Below are 18286 nucleotides of genomic sequence, written 5' to 3'. Positions count from 1 at the left end.
CCTGGTGGGTAATTCCTGGACAAAAATAATGCCTCGATAATAGTCCGGACGAAAATGCAGGCCCTCGCGCAGGCACCCGAATAATGCCATTGAAAGGTATCTGGAAGGAGACGGATTTAATGCAGGCAGAACTCGCACAACTCGCGCTGGTCGACGGCGACATCGGGCACAACACACGCAAGGTCATCGACACAATCGGCCGCGCCGATCTCGCCGGGGGCACGAAGCTGGTCGTGTTCCCTGAAGCCACGCTGTCCGGTTTTCCGACACGGGAAAACGTCGCGGACGTCGCGCAATCGCTTGATGGTCCCGCACTGACCGCCGTGCGCGACGCCGCGCGACGCGCCGGGGTATCGGTCGCGGTAGGCCTGGCCGAACGCGAAGGCGCGCGATTCTACAACACGACCGTATTAGTCGATGACAACGGCGAAATCGCGTTGCGCTACAGGAAGACCCACTTGTGGGCTTCGGACGTGGGCGTGTTCACGCCGGGCGATCGCTTCGAAACCTGCTTGTGGAACGGCCTCACAGTCGGGCTCCTGATCTGCTACGACATCGAATTCCCCGAGACCGCGCGCGCAGTCGCCGCCCTGGATGCCGACCTGCTGATCGTCACCAACGGCAACATGGATCCATTCGGCCCGGTGCATCGGCGAGCCATTACCGCGCGCGCGATGGAGAACCAGATGTTCGCGCTCATGGTGAACCGCTGCGGCACAGGCGACGACAACCTCACCTTCCCCGGCGAATCCGCGCTCGTCGATCCCAGCGGCGAGATCGTCGCTGCGGCGGGTGCGCAAGAAACGCTGCTACGCGTTGATATCGATTTCAAGCTGCTGGAAGCCAGCCGTGAGCATTATCGTTATTTGAACGACGCACGCGTGCCGCTCGGCCTCACGCCGATCGACAACGCCAATGGTTCGCGTGCGCTTGTGATTGAAGAGCGCCGTCGCCCTATCAACTGAAGACTGAAGTTTTCAGCAGTTCCGTAGCACACGAATCGTCCGGAGCCCGCGCTCCGGACGCGCCCGCCCACGCCCGTCGAAAGTCCCGGAGACATCATGCAAGACTCGTCCGTAGCCGCGCAGTCGCATCTGAAACGCACACTCGGTTTGCCATCCGTATTATTGTTTGGCCTGGCTTATATGGCGCCGTTGATCGTATATGGCACCTATGGCGTGCTCGCCAAAGCAAGTGACGATACCGCCGCTCTCGCCTACTTGCTTGCGCTCGTTGCTATTGCCTTCACGGCGCTGAGCTACGGCAAGCTCGCGCGGCTTTATCCCGTCGCCGGCTCCGCTTATACCTACACACGCAAGACCTTCAATGCGCATCTGGGCTTCCTGGTCGGCTGGGCAACATTGCTCGACTACTTCTTCCTGCCCATGGTGATCTGGCTGATCGGCGCCGCTTATCTGAACGCCGCGTTCCCGACCGTGCCCACCTGGATCTGGATCGTTGCGTTCATCGTCCTGACGAGCGCGTTGAATATAGTCGGGATTGAACTGGCTGCACGATTCAACATTGTGTTGATGGTGGTGCAACTGGCGATTGTCGGTTTGTTTGTCGTGTTGTGCTGGCACTATGCAGCGGCTGCGGCAGGGCCCGGCGGGATCGCGTTGGCGGAACCGTTCTTCAAAGGACACGTGCCGTTCGCCTCGACCATGGCCGGCGCCGCCATTGCCGCGTATTCGTATCTTGGCTTCGACGCAGTGTCCACACTCACCGAAGAGACGATCGACCCGAAGAAGAACATGCCGCGCGCCATCTTGTGGATCGCGTTGATCGGCGGCGCAATTTTTGTGCTGGCCGCTTACACGATGCAGCTTGCGCACCCGGGCGTGGAATTCAAGGACACCGATTCGGCCGCGTTCGAAGTCGCCAAGATGATTGGCGGCGATATCTTCGTGACCGTCTTCCTGGCGGGCCTGATCCTCGCGCAGTTTGCATCGGGCATCTCGGCACAGGCTAGCGTCGGGCGTCTGTTGTATGCCATGGGTCGCGATGAAATCCTGCCCAAGCGTGTGTTTGGTTTCATCCATCCAAAGTTCAAGACGCCGGCGATCAACATCGCGATTGCGGGAATTGTGGGTTTGATCGCGCTGAAGCTCGACGTGGCGACCTCAACGTCATTCATCAACTTCGGTGCGTTCCTTGCGTTCACCGCCGTCAATCTTTGCGTGGTCAGGATTTATTTGTCAGGCAATCATGGCGACAAGAAGATCGGCGTGATCGGTGGGTTGGTTTTTCCGCTGATCGGTGCGGTTGCGGATATCTGGCTGCTGGCGAGCCTTGAAAAGACAGCGCTTGTGCTAGGCGCAATCTGGTTCGTGATCGGGCTCGTGTACCTGTGCTGGATCACGCGCTTGTTCCGTCAGCCACCGCCGGAAGTGGCGGTTTAAAGCGGGTGTAGCCGTGATCGCTAACGATTGCCGAAGACAACGCGTACGCGGCGCTAGAGAAAGCGTTTGCCTGCTTCGGCACTGCTTATAAAGGGTTATCTGCAGCGCGCACGTCGCGCTCCTCTCCATTGAAATCAGCAGACCATCGCTTTGCGTTGACGAGGGGAACGTGTCGAGGTGTCCGTTAGAAACGAGACGTCGGCGCGGTCCAATCGACAAAAAAAATCCAGGTATAACTAAAACTTAAGCGATGTGACCCGGGGAATCGAAGAGAGATAGCCTCGCCGTAAAGATCAGGAGGCCGTTACAATGCCGTTGACAGGCTCATTGGATCGCACTGCAGCAACGTTTAGTGAGGCTGCGTAGTCAGATCGGGGAAATGATCGGTACCGCGCGGGCCCGGATCATCTTCAGGAAAGCAGGCTGGCCGGCACTGAGAGGATCTATGTTCGATAACATGTTCCGCATAGTGAATGGACCGGATGGACGTCATTTCTATGTCCACACCGACAGCATGCCCGTGGCGATCCTTCTCGTCATCGCGTTGTTCCTGGCAATTCTGTTGTCCAGCGCGATCTGCTACTACATCACGCGCTTCATCTTGTTGAAGATCGTCGGTCACCTCGCGCGTGGGGAGCGCCGCAAGTGGCTGCGTGCCGCCGAACGCCGCAAGGTGTTTCATCGACTGGCACCACTCGTGCCTGCGGGCATCATCTATATCTCAGCGCCGTTGCTAACAGGCGTGTCGTTTCCGGTCATTTCCGCGCTGGGTCGCCCGGTGGAGACGCTAGCGGCATGCTTCATGGTTGTGACCATTCTGCGCGCCGCCTTTGCGTTCCTGGGCAGCATTGAAGATCGCTATAGTCATTTCCCCTTTGCAAGCCAGAGGCCGATCAAAAGCTTTCTGCAGATAGCCGCCATCTTCCTGTACGTGCTCGCGCTGATTGCCGCAGTGTCGTTGCTGTTGCATCGATCGCCCGCCAATTTCCTCACTGGCGTGAGTGCGATGACTGCGCTGCTGATCATCATCTTCCGCGATTCGTTGTTAGGGTTTGTCGCCAGCATTCAACTCGCCGCGTACGACATGTTGCGCGTGGGCGACTGGATCGAAGTACCTGGATTCGTGGCTGACGGGACGGTCATCGATATCGCGCTGAACACGATCAAGGTCCAGAATTTCGACAATTCCATTGTCATGCTGCCGAGCTATGTGCTGCTGACCAATAGCGTCAAGAACTGGCGCGGCATGGAGGAGTCCGGCGGACGGCGGGTCAAGCACGCGATTCATCTGGACATCGAGAGCATCCGGTTTTGCGACAGCGAATTGCTCTCCAACCTGAAGACGAGCGTAGCCTTCCAGGTGCCGTTCACCGTGCCGGACGATGGACATCGTCTGACCAACCTTGGGATGTTTCGCGGGTATCTGATGGAATACTTTCGTCAATACCCGGCAATCCGAAAAGACATGCCGCTGGTGGTTCGCCAGTTGCAATCCACCAATCAGGGCCTGCCGCTGGAAGTGTTCCTGTTCCTGAGCGAGACAAGCTGGGAATCGTACGAACAAATCCAGTCGGATATGTTCGACCACGTCTATGGCATCTTGCCGCTATTCAATTTGCGCGTCTGGCAAATGCGCTAGCGGCGCCGGGTACGAGCCCGGTCGCGCCCCCGTTATCCGGCCAGCCCCTCGACAATACATACGACGACGGTAAATGCGCCGATACACGCGGCCAGAGTGGCTGCTGCCTTAGCAAAAGGGCTCATGCGGGTCTCCGAATCGATAAGGGGAAGCGCATTTTATAGCGAAATGAAAGCAAAAAGAAATAATTGTATTAAATGAAAGATTAGGTGGATCAAGCTTTGTCTCCGGGCATTTTGTTGAGGTCGGTCCGCGAAAAGTCATTAAGTATCCTGACTACTTTTCGACACGAAAAAGGCCGGTCGGACCCGCACAAAAACCTGCATCCTGCGTTTCCGATCGACCTCAACGACTAGCCGCCGGCATCTCCGCCCCAAATCAAGTCATACATCAATCCCTTGCCTATCTTATTTTTAGACGGTATCTTGGCGGGGTTCTAATCGCTAGCGCGGGAGAGACTGTCACGGAACACGGTGACGGCGCCGACGGAGCAACCGCCCCGGAAACTCTCAGGCCCAAGGACCGCGCAGCAGGAACATCTGGAGAGCGGCGCTTTAATGCGCCCACCGACGGGGATGTCGTGCGTGCAACGCCACGACTGAAACTCTCAGGTACACGGACAGATGGGGCATAGACGCCGGCAACACCGGCGATGCCCAACTTTCATCTGGACTTTGTCATGTCACGAATCGCCATTATTGGCGCCGGTATTACCGGCGTCACGACCGCTTACGCCCTCGCCGAACGTGGCCACGACGTCACCGTTTTCGAGCGTCACCGATACGCGGCGATGGAAACATCGTTCGCCAACGGCGGCCAGCTTTCCGCCAGCAACGCCGAGGTCTGGAACAGCATGGCCACCGTGCTCAAGGGCCTGCGCTGGATGTTCACGCGTGACGCACCGCTGCTGCTGAACCCGGTGCCGAGTTGGCACAAGTATTCGTGGATGGGCGAATTCCTGCGCCAGATCCCGAACTACCGGGCCAACACCGTTGAGACCGTGCGCCTTGCCATTGCTGCGCGCGAGCATCTGTTTGGGATTGCCGAGCGTGAAGGGATCGACTTCGACCTCGAGCAGCGCGGCATTCTGCATATGTACCAGCAGAAGAAGGACTTCGATACCGCCGCGAAAGTGAACCAGTTGTTGCAGTCGGGTGGCCTTGACCGGCGCGCGGTGACGAGCGACGAAATGCGCGCGATCGAACCCACGTTGCAAGGCGATTTTCACGGTGGATTTTTCACGCCGTCCGACTCGACCGGCGACATCCACAAGTTCACGCGCGGTCTGGCTGAAGCCTGCGAGCGGCGTGGAGTGCGCTTTCATTACGACACGCAGATCGCGGGTATCGAGCAGCGTGGCGACGGCCCGTTCGCCATGCGTGTGCTGCACGGCGGCAGCGCAGCTGACGAGCAGCAACATGGCTTCGAACGCATCGTGGTGTGCGCCGGCGTGGCGAGCCGGCAGATCGCATCGATGCTTGGCGACCACGTGAATATCTATCCGGTGAAGGGTTATTCGATCACCGTGTGCCTGGATGACGCAGCGAGTCGCGAGGGTGCGCCGTGGGTCAGCCTGCTCGACGAGAGCGCGAAGATTGTCACGAGCCGGCTTGGCGCCGACCGTTTTCGCGTAGCGGGTACGGCTGAAATCAACGGCTTTAATCGCGATATTCGTTCGGACCGGATCGCACCGCTCGTCGACTGGACGCGCCGCTATTTCCCGGGTGTCGCGACATCGCGGGTGATCCCGTGGGCAGGCTTGCGGCCGATGCTGCCGAGCATGTTGCCGAAGGTCGGGAGCGGCAAGCGTCACGGCGTGTTCTACAACACGGGACACGGACACTTGGGGTGGACGCTATCGGCTGCGACGGCGCACAGCATTGCGGAGTGCATGTAGGTCCCTGAGGGCCCTATCACGCAAACTGAGCGGCACTCGCTCGTAATGGCCGCTCAACCGGTGCATCAAGCACAAGCCGCCCAAACTCCTGCGCGGCCAGCGTGGGTTCACCCTTGCCCCAAAGCAGCCTGAATTCCGCTTCCGGCAAGGGTGGCAAACCGTACTGCCGATCCACAACCACAATGCCCGGCTCCAGGTCATCGCGCGTCAGCGGCGTAATCCCGAGCCCCGCCATCACCGCAGCGCGAATGCCCGACTGACTCGACGATGTAAACGCGACATGCCAGTCCACCGGCAGGCCATCGAGCGCCTCAAGCGCCACTCGCCGATTCACACACGGCGCCGGAAAAAACGCGAGCGGCAGCGACGCCCCCACGCGTGCTTCGAACGATTCCGCCGCCGCCCAAACGAACCGCGTGCGCCGCAACACAATACCGTCAGCGTCCCGATCCGTTTCCCCGTGCACGCACAGCACCACGGCAAGATCCAGTTCGTGCGCGGCGACCATTGCCTGCGAATCGAGGCTCATGCCCACGCTCACGTCCAGCCGCACATTCGGAAACGCCCGCGAAAATTGCGTCAGCAAAACGGGGAGCCGTTCTCCCATGAAAATATCCGGCGCGCCGAACCGCACGACGCCCGAAGCCGGAGACGATTGAAAACGCTCCGTAACCGCGTCCATCGCATTCAGGATTTGCATGGCGTAACGCAAGAAATCCTCGCCATCTTCGGTCAGGGTCAGACTGCGCGTGGTGCGATATAAAAGCGGCCGGCCCACTTCTTCTTCAAGCCGCCGTATCTGGTGACTGATCGCGGATTGCGTCAGGTTCAGCCGTCGCCCGGCCGCGGTAAAACCGCCGGCCTCAGTGACAGCAACAAACGCGCGCAGGAGGGCAAGATCGAGGTTCATGGTCGGACTCAATGATGATGAAGCTTAATCAATGATAGTAAATTAAATCATTTCCGTCATAACGCAAGGACGCCGAGAATAAATCTAACGACTTTTCCCGGTAGCCTGCCATGGATGTTTCGACCCGCATTTCTCCTCGCCTGGCAAATCAACTGGCCGTCACGCTGCTGCTGACCGCCGTGATCGCAGCGACCTACGGTTTCGGCGTTTATCTCTTCCCCGTGGTCCTGCCGCAGATGAAACAGGACATCGGCTTCAACTATGCGCAGGCCGGGTACATCACGGCTGCGCGGCAACTGGCCAATATCGCAATGGCGCTGTTATCAGGGCTCGCCGCTGCGCGTTTTGGAGCAGCGCGGGTCATGCTCGTGGCGACTGTGCTGTCCGCCATGGACCTCGCGGGCCTCGCATTCGCCAACAACACATGGATGATGGGCGCCGCGCTCGTCACGCTCAATGCCTGCGCCGCCGCGACCTGGGTCCCGATGATGGCGCTGATCACACCGTTGATCGACGAGCGCCATCGGGCGAAAGCCATCGGGGTCATTGGCAGCGGCACGAATTATGGTGTCTTGCTCAATGGGTTGATGGTGCCCGCGTTGCTGGCGTCGTGGGGCTGGCGCTCGGTCTGGCTCGTGAGCGCCGTGCTGACCGCTGTGTTGAGCGGCGCAATCGTCCTCGTGTTTGCACGGCTTGGCCGTGCATCGGCCACGCAACCAAGCGTCACGCCACCGCACCAAACCCAGCGCCCGAGCGAGCGCCTTGGGCTGCGGCGCATGCTCGCCCGACACTTCCTGCTGGTGTACGCCATCGCGCTGCTATGCGGTTTTTCCGGTGTCCCGTTCATCACCTATTTATCGGCTTATTCCCACGATGACCTGCATCTGGGTCTCGATGTAACAGCGCACGCGTGGGCACTCGTGGGGCTGGTCGGGGTGGTGAGCGGATTGGCGCTCGGCATGATCGCCGATATGCACGGTAGTCCTGATCGAAATGGGCGCACGCAACGAGACGGCATGCGTACCGCGCTCGTTAGTGCGGGGGTCCTGCTTTTGTGCGGGTCGCTGATCGCCGCGTCGCGTCCGGGCGCTTACGCGCTGATGGTCGCGGCGGTCGCGTTAGGCTTTTCGTTCTTCCCGATCTTCGGCCTGTTGCACGCGTATGTCGGCAAGACGAGCGCGCCAGCCCTCGCGGCAATCGTGTGCGGAATCTGCGAAGCGGCATTTGGTGTTGGCGGGGCGATGGGAAACGTGCTGGGTGGATTATGCAAGACGATATTCGGTTCGTTTCAACCGGTGTACGAGATGGCTTCAGCGGCGTCGATCATCCTCGTCGGACTGGCCTTCCTGATACCGAACGCGCGCCGTGCCATGCCGGTTTGCAGAAGCGGTCTCGCCGATTTGCGCTAACGGCATAGCGCGCGAGACCACGCTCACATGATTGGATAAGCGATGAGCTCACCCCCGCTCTTCGAACGCACGACGCAACGACAATGCAATCCCAAGCGCTGCCCGCTTCACTTCATCGAGTGCAGGAAAGGTCGGCGCAACACGCAAATGCCGATCGCGCGGATCGAGACCATAAGGGAACGCAGCGCCTGCGGGCGTCATTGCTATACCGGCGTCGGCAGCCAGCGCGACGGTACGTTTAGCGAGACCATCGGGGCTATAGAGGCTGATGAAATAGCCCCCTTGCGGCACCGTCCAGGACACGCCGGGCAGATCCGCAAGGATCTCGCTGAAGGTCGTTGTCATGGCGTCGAACTTGGGTCGCAACAGCGCCCGGTGACGCTCCATCAAACCCTCCAATGTCTGCCGGTCGCGCAGTAAGCGCACGTGCCGGAGTTGATTGAGCTTGTCCGGTCCAATGGTCCTGATACCCGAGCAACGCTGCCACCAGTCGATGTTACGCCGCGACGATGCGACGAACGCCACCGCAGCCCCGGCAATCGTGATCTTGGACAGCGACGCGAACATCAACGCCCGGTCCGGATGCCCCGCCGCCGCGCAAGCCTCGATCATGTTCAACGTGCTGTGCTTCTGCTCCGTCAGGTGATGGAAGCGGTACGCATCGTCCCAGAACAGGCGGAAGTCGGGGGCGGCGGTTTGCATCGAGGCGAGACGGCGAATCGTATCGGCTGAATAGATTTCACCGGTCGGATTGCTATAAAGCGGCACGCACCAGATGCCCTTGATGGCCGGGTCGGCGGCGACCTGTGCTTCGACGAAGTCCATATCGGGGCCGTTCCCGGTCAGCGGTACCGGAATCATGCGCACGCCAAGCGCCGCACAGATCGCGAAATGGCGGTCGTATCCCGGCACGGGGCAAAGGAACGCGATGTCCTTCTCATTGCGCCACGGCTTGCCGTCAGCCATGCCATGCAGGATGGCGAACACCACGGCGTCATGCATCAACTCGAGGCTGGAATTACCGGCGGCCACGACCTGTTCCGCAGCCACCCCAAGCAGATCAGCGCCTAATTCACGTGCTTCGGGCAGACCCAGCGCATGACCATAATTGCGACAATCGATGCCATCGCGCGACATGAACTCGCCCGCTTTCAGAGCGTTGGCCAGTGGCTCCGAGCACAGGTCGAGTTGTTCCGAGGACGGCTTTCCGCGGGTCATATCGATCTTTATTCCGAGCTTCCTGAAGTCATCGTATGTCATCGACATCGTTTCTTTTCCAGCGATTCGCGTTGAGGGACGCCCAGTATGCAAGGCCCGCTGAATTCAGGAAAGCGAGTTATATTGAAGACTTCGTTCAGATTTTCTGATACTTGAAATTACGATGAAAACCTTCGACCTGGATGCGCTCTCCATGTTTGTCGCCGTTGCCGATTCAGGCAGCTTCCTGCGCGGCGCCGCGCTCGTGCATCGTTCGCAATCCGCCGTGAGTATGCAGATCAAGTCGCTGGAAGCGTCTTTAGGCAAGCCCTTGTTTTTACGCAAGCCGCGCAACATCACACTGACACAGGACGGCCATGTGCTGCTCGCTTATGCGCGCCGGTTGCTTGCACTGCGCGACGAAGCCTGGGCGTCGATTGTTCGCCCCGACGTCAGGGGACGCGTGGCGATCGGAGTGCCGGACGACTATGCATCGTCTCTCCTACCCTCCGTGCTGAGAAAATTTTCCGCGACTTACCCCAAGGTCGAGATCCAGGTCATCGGCATGCCGAGCAACGCGCTGGCCCCGCTCATCAAGGAAGGCAAGATCGATCTCGCCTGCATGACGCGAATGAAGGGGTTGAACGGTGACTTTATCCGGCTTGAACCGATGGTCTGGGCCGGTTGCGCCGTCGGCAATGAAGTATGGAAGGAGCGCCCGCTACCCATTGCGGTCTTTGCACCGGGCAGCGTCGCACGCTCCAAGGCGATCCACGCGCTCGAACGGGCCAAGATCAGCTATCGGACATCTTATGAAAGCCCGAGCCTGCTGGGCCTTTTCAGCATGGTCGAAGCGGGGCTCGCGATTGCCGCGCTGTCCCGATGCAGCATCCCGGAACGGTTCGTCCAACTCGGCGCCGCGGACGGCCTGCCTGCCCTGCCGGACCTGGAAATCGTGCTCGCGCGCAGCGCGGGATCGAACCGGCCGCCCTGTGATTTTTTAGCGGAACAGATTCTGACCGACCTGCGAATCTGAGCCCCTGCGAAGAAATGCGGTAAGCCGGCCGAGCTAGTACGCGCGTGCCGCTTCCGGCTTAATCCGCCCTACAGCCGCAAACTCTTCAAACCCTTCAATGGGCAAGGGCCGGCAAAAATAGAAGCCCTGGTAAGCATGACAGCCGGCGTCGGCCAGGAAGTCGCGTTGCTCTTCAGTCTCCACGCCCTCGGCGATCACCCCTAGGCCCAGGCTTTGCGCCAACGCTACGATAGTCCTTGCAATCGCCGCATCGTTCGGATCGACGAGCACGTCGCGCACGAATGACTGATCGATCTTCAACTGATCCAGAGGCAGTTGCTTCAAATACGAAAGCGACGAATAGCCGATACCGAAATCGTCCAGCGAAAAGACTACGCCACGGGCCTTGAGCGCATGCATCTTTGCAATGATGTCCTGCACGTTGTCCACCAGCACGCTCTCGGTCAGTTCCAGCTTGAGCCGGTTCGGGTTGGCGCCCGTTCGACGGATCACGTTCAACACCTTGGCCACGAAATCGGGCTCGCGGAACTGCTGCGCACTGACATTGACTGCGATTGTCAGGTGGCACATGTCCGGCCGCGTGGCCCACAACGCCAGTTGAGTACACGCGGTTTCCAGCACCCAGTTACCCAACGCCAGGATCATCCCGGTCTCTTCAGCGAGGTGAATGAAATCGGCTGGCGGCACCATACCGCGCTGGGGATGCTGCCAACGCACGAGCGCTTCGGCGCCGACAACCCTGTCGCCGTCGAGCACCTGCGCCTGGTAATGCAGCAGGAACTGATTGCCCTCTATGGCCTTTCGCAAACCCGCCTCGAGCTCTGCCCGTTCCACTACCACGGTCTGCATGTCCGGATCGAAGAAACACAGCGCGTTGCGCCCCATTTCCTTCGACTTGTACATGGCGAGGTCCGCCTGCTTCAGGAGTTCGTCGATGGAAGTCTGATAGCCCCTGAACACAGTCGCGCCAATGCTGGCCGTACTGCGGTAATCGATGTCGTTAAGCTGGTACGACTTGCCAAGGACATCAAGGATTATTTCGCCCATGCCTTCTGTCTGGCTGGCCGCTTCCTGCCAGGTTTCATGGAGACTTCCGAGCACCACCACAAACTCGTCGCCCCCTACCCGCGCTACGGTGTCGCCCTCACGTACGCTGGCAGCCAGGCGCTGCGCCACTTGCTGCAGCAGCAGGTCGCCCTTGTCGTGGCCCAGCGTGTCGTTCAGCGTCTTGAAGTGATCCAGGTCGATAAACAACAACGCACCGCACGCACCACTTCGCGCGCTGACCGTAATAGCCTGCGTCAGGCGATCCAGCAACAACGTGCGGTTGGGCAAGCGCGTCAGGGCGTCGAAGAAGGCGAGCTCCTTGATGCGCTCTTCCGCGATCTTGCGTTCGGTGATGTCGTGATGCGTGCCTACATAGTGACTGACGACTCCGCCTTCGCCTGTCACCGCCGAAATCGTCAGCCATTTCGGATAGACCTCGCCATTCTTGCGACGTCCCCAGATCTCGCCCTGCCAGCCGCCCATGCGGTGGATCGTTTCCCACATCTCGCTGAAAAACGTTTCGTCGTGATGATGCGAACGCAGCAGCCGCGGTGTCTGGCCAACTGCCTCTTCAGCCGTGTAACCGGTGCACTCGGTGAACGCCGAATTGACCCGCAGGATGGTGTTGCTGGCGTCGGTGACCATCATGGCTTCAAGCGAATCGAAGGCGACCGCCGCAATCCGCAGTTCGGCCTCGACTTGCTTCCGGTCGGTGATGTCGCGACCGCTAGTCCGGAAGCCCGTGAATACGCCTTTGGCGTCGGTGATCGGCACCCAGGAAACGGATAGCCAGACTAGCGTTCCGTCCTTGCGGACGCAGCGGAATTCGAGGTCGTCGCCACGGAAGCCCTGGAGGCCCTTCAGGAACTCAGGGGCAACGCGGACCCAGTCATCGGGGTGGATCAGCGTGCCGGCAAAGTCGGTCATGGCCATGCATTCGTCCACCGTATAACCGGTGTATTTCTCGACCGATGGATTGATCCAGCGAGGTTTGCCGTCCGGTCCCCACCAGACTTCCCAGTTCACCGTGCAGTCCGCAATGGCGCGGAACTTCTCCTCGCTCTCGCGCAACTCGCGAGTCATCGTGGAAGCCAGCCGCATCGCGCGGCCGCGGCCGGTGACCATCAACCACGCGAGCAGAGCAAGCAGCAGGCTTAAGCCCGTACCGGTGACGGCGATGAGTGCTTCGGCGTTTCGGCCGAAGCGGGTCTTGAAGTCGTCCAGGGTGGTCATCGAGAGCGTCCAGTTGTGCCCTGCGACCACGAGGTATTCATTGGCTGAAATGAGCGGACGCTGGTGCTGCCCATCTGCCGCACGGGAACGATAAAGCAAGGCCGCGGCGGACGGTTCCACGCCGTCGTAGATGGCTAACGCGAGGCCGGCCAGCGTGTCGCCGTACAGGCTGGCGATGACATCGTGCATCCGAAACGACGCATACACCCAGCCGGCAAGATGCGCCCGGCGCTCGGCGACGCTGTCGTGCGCTTGGCCCTTGTTGTAGATCGGCAGATACATGACAAAAGCGGGTTTCGCATCCGGCCCGACGTCCACGCCCAGGCGGACTTTCCCGGAGACCGCCACCATGCCGGAATCGCGCGCCCTCTCCATCGCCTGCCGCCGCACAGGGTCAGTCCAGGGGTCCAGCCCGAGTGGAGCGACGCTGTTGGTAGCGGATGGTTCGCGCTGGACGATCGGCGCGTAGTTCTCGCGAAACCCCTGCGGCCGGATGGTGTAGCCGCTAAAACCCAACTGATGCATGGCGGCAATATGAGCATCCCGACGCGCCGCCGGTACCCATTCGATAACCCCGATGGTCTGGATGCCGGAAAAATTGGCGTCGAGATTGAGCGCGCTGACGTAGTCGCGGAAGTTGTCGCGGTCCATCTGGCCGGTGGCGGAGAACAGGCCCTGCACGCCGCGCAGCATCTGTTCGTACGTCGACATGCGCTGTTCGACGCGGCTGACCACGTCGCCCAGTGAAAAATTGAACTGGGAGAGTAACTCGTTGTGGGAAGCTTGCCGCTCGTGATCCCAGACGATCCATGTGACGCCGAGTGCGGCGGACAAGATCAGCAAGGGCAGCAATACGAGGCGAGCCCAGGTCACGGGGGTGCCTGAAAATCGACCATGGATCTGGCCAGATCGGGTTTGAAGTACTTCTCGAATATACGCAGCACGGTTCCGTCCGCGCGCATCTCGTTCACCAGCGCACGCCACTTGTCCTGCTCGGCGGGCGACAGCGCCTTCTTCGACATGATCAGGCCGTGAGGGATGGCGGGATCATTGAACTCGATGATGGTGGTGACATCGCGGATCTTCTTTTCATCCAGCGCGGGGTAGTCAAAGGGCTCCATGATCATGCCCTGGATACGCTGATGGATCAGCGCCTCGTATAACGGTGCCAGGCCGCCCGCCTGGCTGACGCGGTTCTCAGCCGCGAGCGTGTCGACCAGCTTGTTGGCGGAGTCGCTGTAGCGGAAGCTGCGAATCACGCCTAGTTGAAACTGGTCGCTACGCTCGAAATCGGCCAGCTGATGCATGCCCGCGTCCTTCCTCACCAGCAAATAGTATTTGTTGCTGAAATACCAGGCGAACGAAGCGAAGCGGTTGCGATCGGCGTTGGCAATGCCGGACAAGCTGAAATCGAGTGCGCCGGATTCGATCAATTGCCAGATGCGCGCGCGCGACATCAGGCTGACGCTAATCTGGCATCCGCTGCGGCGGATCAGTTCGTCGGCGAAATCCCGGTCAATACCGGTGTCGGTATCGGCGGAATAAAGCAGGCCGTGGTCGTGCAGGGCAAGCGTGAAGGCGCGTGAGCAATCGGGACCTGCCGCGACCGCACGGCCGAGGCATGACATCACCAGTAGCAAGGCGCCCAGAGTGTGTCGGATCACAGCGTCGCCATGGTGGTGGAAATGACTAAGATACAGCCCTCTTTTTATTAACACCGGTTGCGAGGGCGTGTTTAGTGATTTAAGCCCATCAACAACGGGTTATGCAGGGAGACTTTTCGCAATATACCTTTGCATGCCGAATCTGTCGCTCGGAAAAACGATAGAAAATTGCTTATTCAGGCAGGTCCCGGCAAGGAGACCGGTTTAGTAAAAAATGCATAACGCCCGCGAATTAATGTTACCGGACGCTTATTAAAACTGCAACCGAGGGAAATCGTTTGCGAACTGTGGTGTACCTACCGTTTCGTACTTGATCGACAACACGCGACATTGAATTCCGCCGTTGTACACCCGACTTCCGGCCTTTGGCTGTTGCTGCTCTGAGCGCGTCAGCGCATAGGCTACTTCAACCAGGTGACAGGTTCATGTGCCCTCTTCGCATCGATAGTTTTACTTCGCACCCGTCAACGCTTTGATTGGAAATCGGGCTGTCTCAACGGCAAAGGTATAGGCAAGGATGGTTTTCCATCGGGATGGAATTAAACGGCTGCCACATCCATAGATCTATGTGAGGGTGTTACAAAGCCGTGCTATTGCGATGACCAAAGATCTCGGTACGCAATAGCACGGGACGCGCGATTCGCATGATTACGTTGGAGCGAGTGCGCGTTGTGCAGGCTTTAGTTGCCGATTTTCAACAACTCGACTTCAAACGTCAGCGTGCTGTTCGGCGGAATCGGGCCTACGCCGCGATCGCCGTAGGCGGTTGCCGGCGGGCACACGAGCTTGGCCTTGCCGCCGACCTTCATCTTCTGAAGGCCTTGCGTCCAGCATGGGACTACCTGACCGAGCGGGAACGATGCCGGCTGCCCGCGCTTGTACGAAGAGTCGAATTCGGTGCCATTCGCGAGCGTGCCGCGATAGTTCACGGTCACGGTGTCCGCAGCGCTGGGCTGCGCCCCGGTGCCTTCCTTGATCTGCGTCACGGTGACGCCGGAGGGAAGCGTTTCAGTCGCGCCCGTAGCGGCATAAGCCGATGACGAAGCGATAACAGCAAGAGTAAGCAGCAGCGATACTTTTTTCATAAAGCGTCCAGTACGTCCCCAAAGTGGGATGGTGTGTAAAGTCAAGAGTCAACGAACTCAAGTCAAATACAGTAGCACGGACCGGCCACGCCATGACAGAACCTCGCTTCGAGGCGGTTCTTTATGGGTAAGTTCGGGTGGACTTAAGTGCCTGCCGCTCGCGTGGGTCATGCGGGCTTTCTTCACGTTTCGCCGCGCAGGAGTGGCAGCATGATCAGGTGATGGTATCAAGCGTCGCAGGCAGCCCCTCAGGGGCCGCGGTGACCACGGAACAATGTCCGAGCCACCGTGCCGTCGGCAACCGTGATGACCAAAGCCGCTGGAGAAAATGCTCGCGTGCTGATGAAGACTCAGACTTCCGCTATTTCCTTATTTTCTTCGGAAAGCGTCGCTCGGACTGCGCGGGCCGCCAGGATCATATTGGTCAGTGCCGCTTCCGTCTCCGGCCACGCACGCGTTTTCAATCCGCAATCAGGGTTGACCCACAGGTGCTCCGCAGGAATGACCTCGCATGCACGCTCGAGCAAACGCTGCATGGCCTCCACGCTCGGCACCCGTGCGGAGTGCGAGTCATAGACGCCGGGCCCGATTCCGTTCGGGTAGGCGAACGCACCGAAGCCATCCAGCAATTCCATTGAAGAGCGCGAGGTCTCGATCGTGATCACGTCCGCATCCAGCGCTGCGATGGAGGGCAGAATGTCATTGAACTCCGAATAGCACATATGGGTGTGAATCTGCGTTGCATCGGAGACCCCGCTAGCGGCGATCTTGAAGGCCCGGGTTGCCCAGTCAAGGTAAGCGGGCCACTCGGCCTGGCGCAACGGCAAGCCTTCGCGGAACGCCGGTTCATCGATCTGGATGATGCGGATGCCGGCCTTTTCAAGGTCCGTCACCTCGTCGCGAATGGCCAGCGCAAGCTGTAGCGCCGTTGTTTCGCGGGGTTGATCGTCACGGACAAAAGACCATTGGAGCATGGTTACCGGTCCCGTAAGAATGCCCTTCATCACGCGGTTGGTCAGGGACTGCGCATGGCACGTGTTGTCCACCGTCATGGGCTCTGGACGATAGATATCGCCGTAGATGATGGGCGGCTTGACGCAGCGCGAGCCGTAGTTCTGAACCCAGCCGTTCTCCGTCAGCGAATATCCCCATAGCTTCTCCGCGAAAAATTCGACCATGTCGTTGCGTTCGGCTTCGCCATGCACGAGGACGTCGAGTCCTAGCTCCTCCTGCTTGCGCACGGCTGTTGCGATCTCCGCGCGCATGCGTTCAAGGTAATCGAGTGCACCCAGTTCCCCGCGCCGGTATGCCGCGCGCGCCTGCCGAATCGCCATTGTCTGGGGGAACGAACCAATGGTCGTGGTCGGCAGGAGCGGCAGCCTGAGCGTATGCCGCTGCACACGCTTGCGGATGGCATAAGGACTCTTACGGCTTGCCATTGCCTGGGTGATGGCCGTGGTCCTTCGCTGCACGAGGGTGTTGATGACCGCGTCCGAATTACGTCGCGTATCGAGTGCTGCGTTTGACGCGGCGAGCACAGACCCGGCTTCTGCCGAATCGCTTAACGCTAGCGCGATGGCCGCAATTTCATTGAGCTTCTCAGTCGCGAACGCAAGCCATGACGTCAAGCGGTTATCGAGCCTTTTCTCCGACGCAAGCGTGACCGGCACGTGCAGTAGTGAACAGGAAGGTGCAATCCATAAGTTATCCGAACGTTCTTCGCTCAGGCTGCGAAGCGAGTCGACGATCTTACCGAGGTCGGCCCGCCAGATATTTCGGCCATCGATCACTCCCACCGACAACACTTTGTCCGCCGGTAGCGCCGCGCGCCACGCGTCCAGTTGTTCGGGCGCCCTGATCAGGTCGATATGAACACCCTGAACAGGCAGTTTCGCGACGAGCGGTGCGTGGTGCGCGGCTGTGTCGAAATACGTCCCGAGCATTACCTTGTTGCCTGACGCGCCAAGCACATCGTAGGCCGCGTAAAAGGCCTCGAGCCATTCGTCATCCAGGTCAAGACACAGTGCCGGTTCGTCCAGTTGAAGCCATTCAATCCCGCGTTGCTTCAACAGGTCGAGAATGCGCATATAGCGAATTACGAGCTTTGGCAGAAGTGAAAGCCGGTCAAAGCCGGGAATGTGGCTCTTGGACAGCCACAGATACGTAATCGGGCCGATGAGAACCGGCTTGACAGAATGATCCAGCGCAAGCGCTTCATCGATTTCGTCGAAGAACCAATTGACACCGCCATTGAATGTTGTGCGCGGCCCCAACTCCGGCACAAGGTAGTGGTAATTGGTGTCGAACCACTTGGTCATCTCCATGGCGGGCTGCGCATTGTTGCCCCGCGCCAGCTCGTAATATTGCGCAAGCGAGAGCGCCGACGGTTCGAATTCGAACCGCTCCGGCAACGCGCCCAATAGCGCAGTCAGGTTCAGCATCTGGTCGTAATAGGCGAAGTCGCCGACCGCTACGAAATCCAGCTTCGCCGAGCGTTGCAACTCCCAATGGCGCGCACGCAATGCCTCTGCGACACTACGCAAATGAGCATCGTCACACTCCCCGCGCCAGAAAGCCTCTTGCGCGAACTTGAGTTCGCGATGCGCGCCGATGCGTGGAAAACCGTGTAGATGAGTGCGAGCCATGACGCGTCCTTAATCAAGTGGCCCACAGTCTGAATGCCGCCGTGTTATTCAACAAGGGACATGTTTTCATCTTCCTATTAGTTTCGTTCATGTGGGCACAACTTGCGCATCCCTGCGACATC

The 18286-nt window shown here is 59.5% G+C and carries 12 protein-coding genes and 1 riboswitch; of the genes, 6 read left to right on the top strand and 6 right to left on the bottom strand.

The features are described from left to right. The first annotated feature begins 119 nt into the window (after nt 1–119). The 4 genes from FH08_RS0120505 to FH08_RS0120490 all read left to right on the top strand — a co-directional run bounded on the left by FH08_RS0120505 (nt 120) and on the right by FH08_RS0120490 (nt 5938). The gene (locus FH08_RS0120505; protein ID WP_031360144.1) at nt 120–965 is read left to right on the top strand and encodes a carbon-nitrogen hydrolase family protein; all 846 of its coding nucleotides are present in this window, start codon (nt 120–122) and stop codon (nt 963–965) included. Between the two features lie 96 nt (nt 966–1061). Beyond that, nucleotides 1062–2402 (top strand): APC family permease, encoded by a 1341-nt coding sequence (locus FH08_RS0120500; protein ID WP_031360143.1) that lies wholly within the window; start codon nt 1062–1064, stop codon nt 2400–2402. Nucleotides 2403–2847: 445 nt separating this feature from the next. Then, complete coding sequence (locus FH08_RS0120495; RefSeq protein ID WP_031360142.1) at nt 2848–4041, top strand: mechanosensitive ion channel family protein; 1194 nt, start codon at nt 2848–2850, stop codon at nt 4039–4041. A gap of 439 nt (nt 4042–4480) precedes the next feature. Further along, nucleotides 4481–4576: riboswitch (glycine riboswitch) on the top strand. Between the two features lie 144 nt (nt 4577–4720). Beyond that, nucleotides 4721–5938, top strand: coding sequence for a D-amino acid dehydrogenase (locus FH08_RS0120490; RefSeq protein WP_031360141.1), 1218 nt, complete (start codon nt 4721–4723; stop codon nt 5936–5938). A 16-nt stretch (nt 5939–5954) separates the two neighbouring features. On the opposite strand, the gene FH08_RS0120485 is transcribed toward FH08_RS0120490, so the two are convergent. Then, entirely contained in the window at nt 5955–6848 is an 894-nt protein-coding gene (locus FH08_RS0120485) for a LysR substrate-binding domain-containing protein (RefSeq protein ID WP_031360140.1), read from the bottom strand. Nucleotides 6849–6958: 110 nt separating this feature from the next. Here FH08_RS0120485 and FH08_RS0120480 point away from each other — a divergent pair, with 110 nt between their 5' ends. Beyond that, entirely contained in the window at nt 6959–8257 is a 1299-nt protein-coding gene (locus FH08_RS0120480; protein WP_031360139.1) for an MFS transporter, read from the top strand. A gap of 48 nt (nt 8258–8305) precedes the next feature. Here the strand turns inward: FH08_RS0120480 and FH08_RS0120475 are convergent, their stop codons facing one another. Next, complete coding sequence (locus FH08_RS0120475) at nt 8306–9523, bottom strand: aminotransferase class I/II-fold pyridoxal phosphate-dependent enzyme (protein WP_031360138.1); 1218 nt, start codon at nt 9521–9523, stop codon at nt 8306–8308. A gap of 115 nt (nt 9524–9638) precedes the next feature. Between FH08_RS0120475 and FH08_RS0120470 the strand changes: the two genes are divergently transcribed. Continuing rightward, nucleotides 9639–10490 (top strand): LysR substrate-binding domain-containing protein, encoded by an 852-nt coding sequence (locus tag FH08_RS0120470; RefSeq protein WP_031360137.1) that lies wholly within the window; start codon nt 9639–9641, stop codon nt 10488–10490. Between the two features lie 33 nt (nt 10491–10523). Here the strand turns inward: FH08_RS0120470 and FH08_RS0120465 are convergent, their stop codons facing one another. The 4 genes from FH08_RS0120465 to metE form a co-directional block, all read right to left on the bottom strand. Further along, on the bottom strand, nt 10524–13643 hold the full coding sequence (locus FH08_RS0120465; RefSeq protein ID WP_031360136.1) for an EAL domain-containing protein: 3120 nt from the start codon (nt 13641–13643) through the stop codon (nt 10524–10526). Next, on the bottom strand, nt 13640–14434 hold the full coding sequence (locus tag FH08_RS0120460) for a transporter substrate-binding domain-containing protein (RefSeq protein WP_031360135.1): 795 nt from the start codon (nt 14432–14434) through the stop codon (nt 13640–13642). Before FH08_RS0120460 ends, FH08_RS0120465 begins: the two co-directional genes overlap by 4 nt. Nucleotides 14435–15114: 680 nt before the next feature. Beyond that, on the bottom strand, nt 15115–15519 hold the full coding sequence (locus tag FH08_RS0120455) for an FKBP-type peptidyl-prolyl cis-trans isomerase (protein WP_031360134.1): 405 nt from the start codon (nt 15517–15519) through the stop codon (nt 15115–15117). Between the two features lie 350 nt (nt 15520–15869). Continuing rightward, nucleotides 15870–18164, bottom strand: a complete 2295-nt coding sequence (gene metE / locus FH08_RS0120450) for a 5-methyltetrahydropteroyltriglutamate--homocysteine S-methyltransferase (protein ID WP_031360133.1) — start codon at nt 18162–18164, stop codon at nt 15870–15872. Nucleotides 18165–18286 lie beyond the last annotated feature (122 nt).

Origin of the sequence: Caballeronia sordidicola, assembly GCF_000729995.1 — a bacterium.
Classification (GTDB): domain Bacteria; phylum Pseudomonadota; class Gammaproteobacteria; order Burkholderiales; family Burkholderiaceae; genus Caballeronia; species Caballeronia sordidicola_A.
The sequence above is the reverse complement of the archived record's forward strand: the minus strand, read 5'-3'. Positions and strand labels throughout refer to the sequence as shown.

Excerpts from the sequence above, each read along its gene's own strand:
- FH08_RS0120505 (WP_031360144.1), top strand. The coding sequence starts at position 120 with ATGCAGGCAGAACTCGCACAACTCGCGCTGGTCGACGGCGACATCGGG.
- FH08_RS0120500 (WP_031360143.1), top strand. The coding sequence starts at position 1,062 with ATGCAAGACTCGTCCGTAGCCGCGCAGTCGCATCTGAAACGCACACTC.
- FH08_RS0120495 (WP_031360142.1), top strand. The coding sequence starts at position 2,848 with ATGTTCGATAACATGTTCCGCATAGTGAATGGACCGGATGGACGTCAT.
- FH08_RS0120490 (WP_031360141.1), top strand. The coding sequence starts at position 4,721 with ATGTCACGAATCGCCATTATTGGCGCCGGTATTACCGGCGTCACGACC.
- FH08_RS0120485 (WP_031360140.1), bottom strand. The coding sequence starts at position 6,848 with ATGAACCTCGATCTTGCCCTCCTGCGCGCGTTTGTTGCTGTCACTGAG.
- FH08_RS0120480 (WP_031360139.1), top strand. The coding sequence starts at position 6,959 with ATGGATGTTTCGACCCGCATTTCTCCTCGCCTGGCAAATCAACTGGCC.
- FH08_RS0120475 (WP_031360138.1), bottom strand. The coding sequence starts at position 9,523 with ATGTCGATGACATACGATGACTTCAGGAAGCTCGGAATAAAGATCGAT.
- FH08_RS0120470 (WP_031360137.1), top strand. The coding sequence starts at position 9,639 with ATGAAAACCTTCGACCTGGATGCGCTCTCCATGTTTGTCGCCGTTGCC.
- FH08_RS0120455 (WP_031360134.1), bottom strand. The coding sequence starts at position 15,519 with ATGAAAAAAGTATCGCTGCTGCTTACTCTTGCTGTTATCGCTTCGTCA.
- metE (WP_031360133.1), bottom strand. The coding sequence starts at position 18,164 with ATGGCTCGCACTCATCTACACGGTTTTCCACGCATCGGCGCGCATCGC.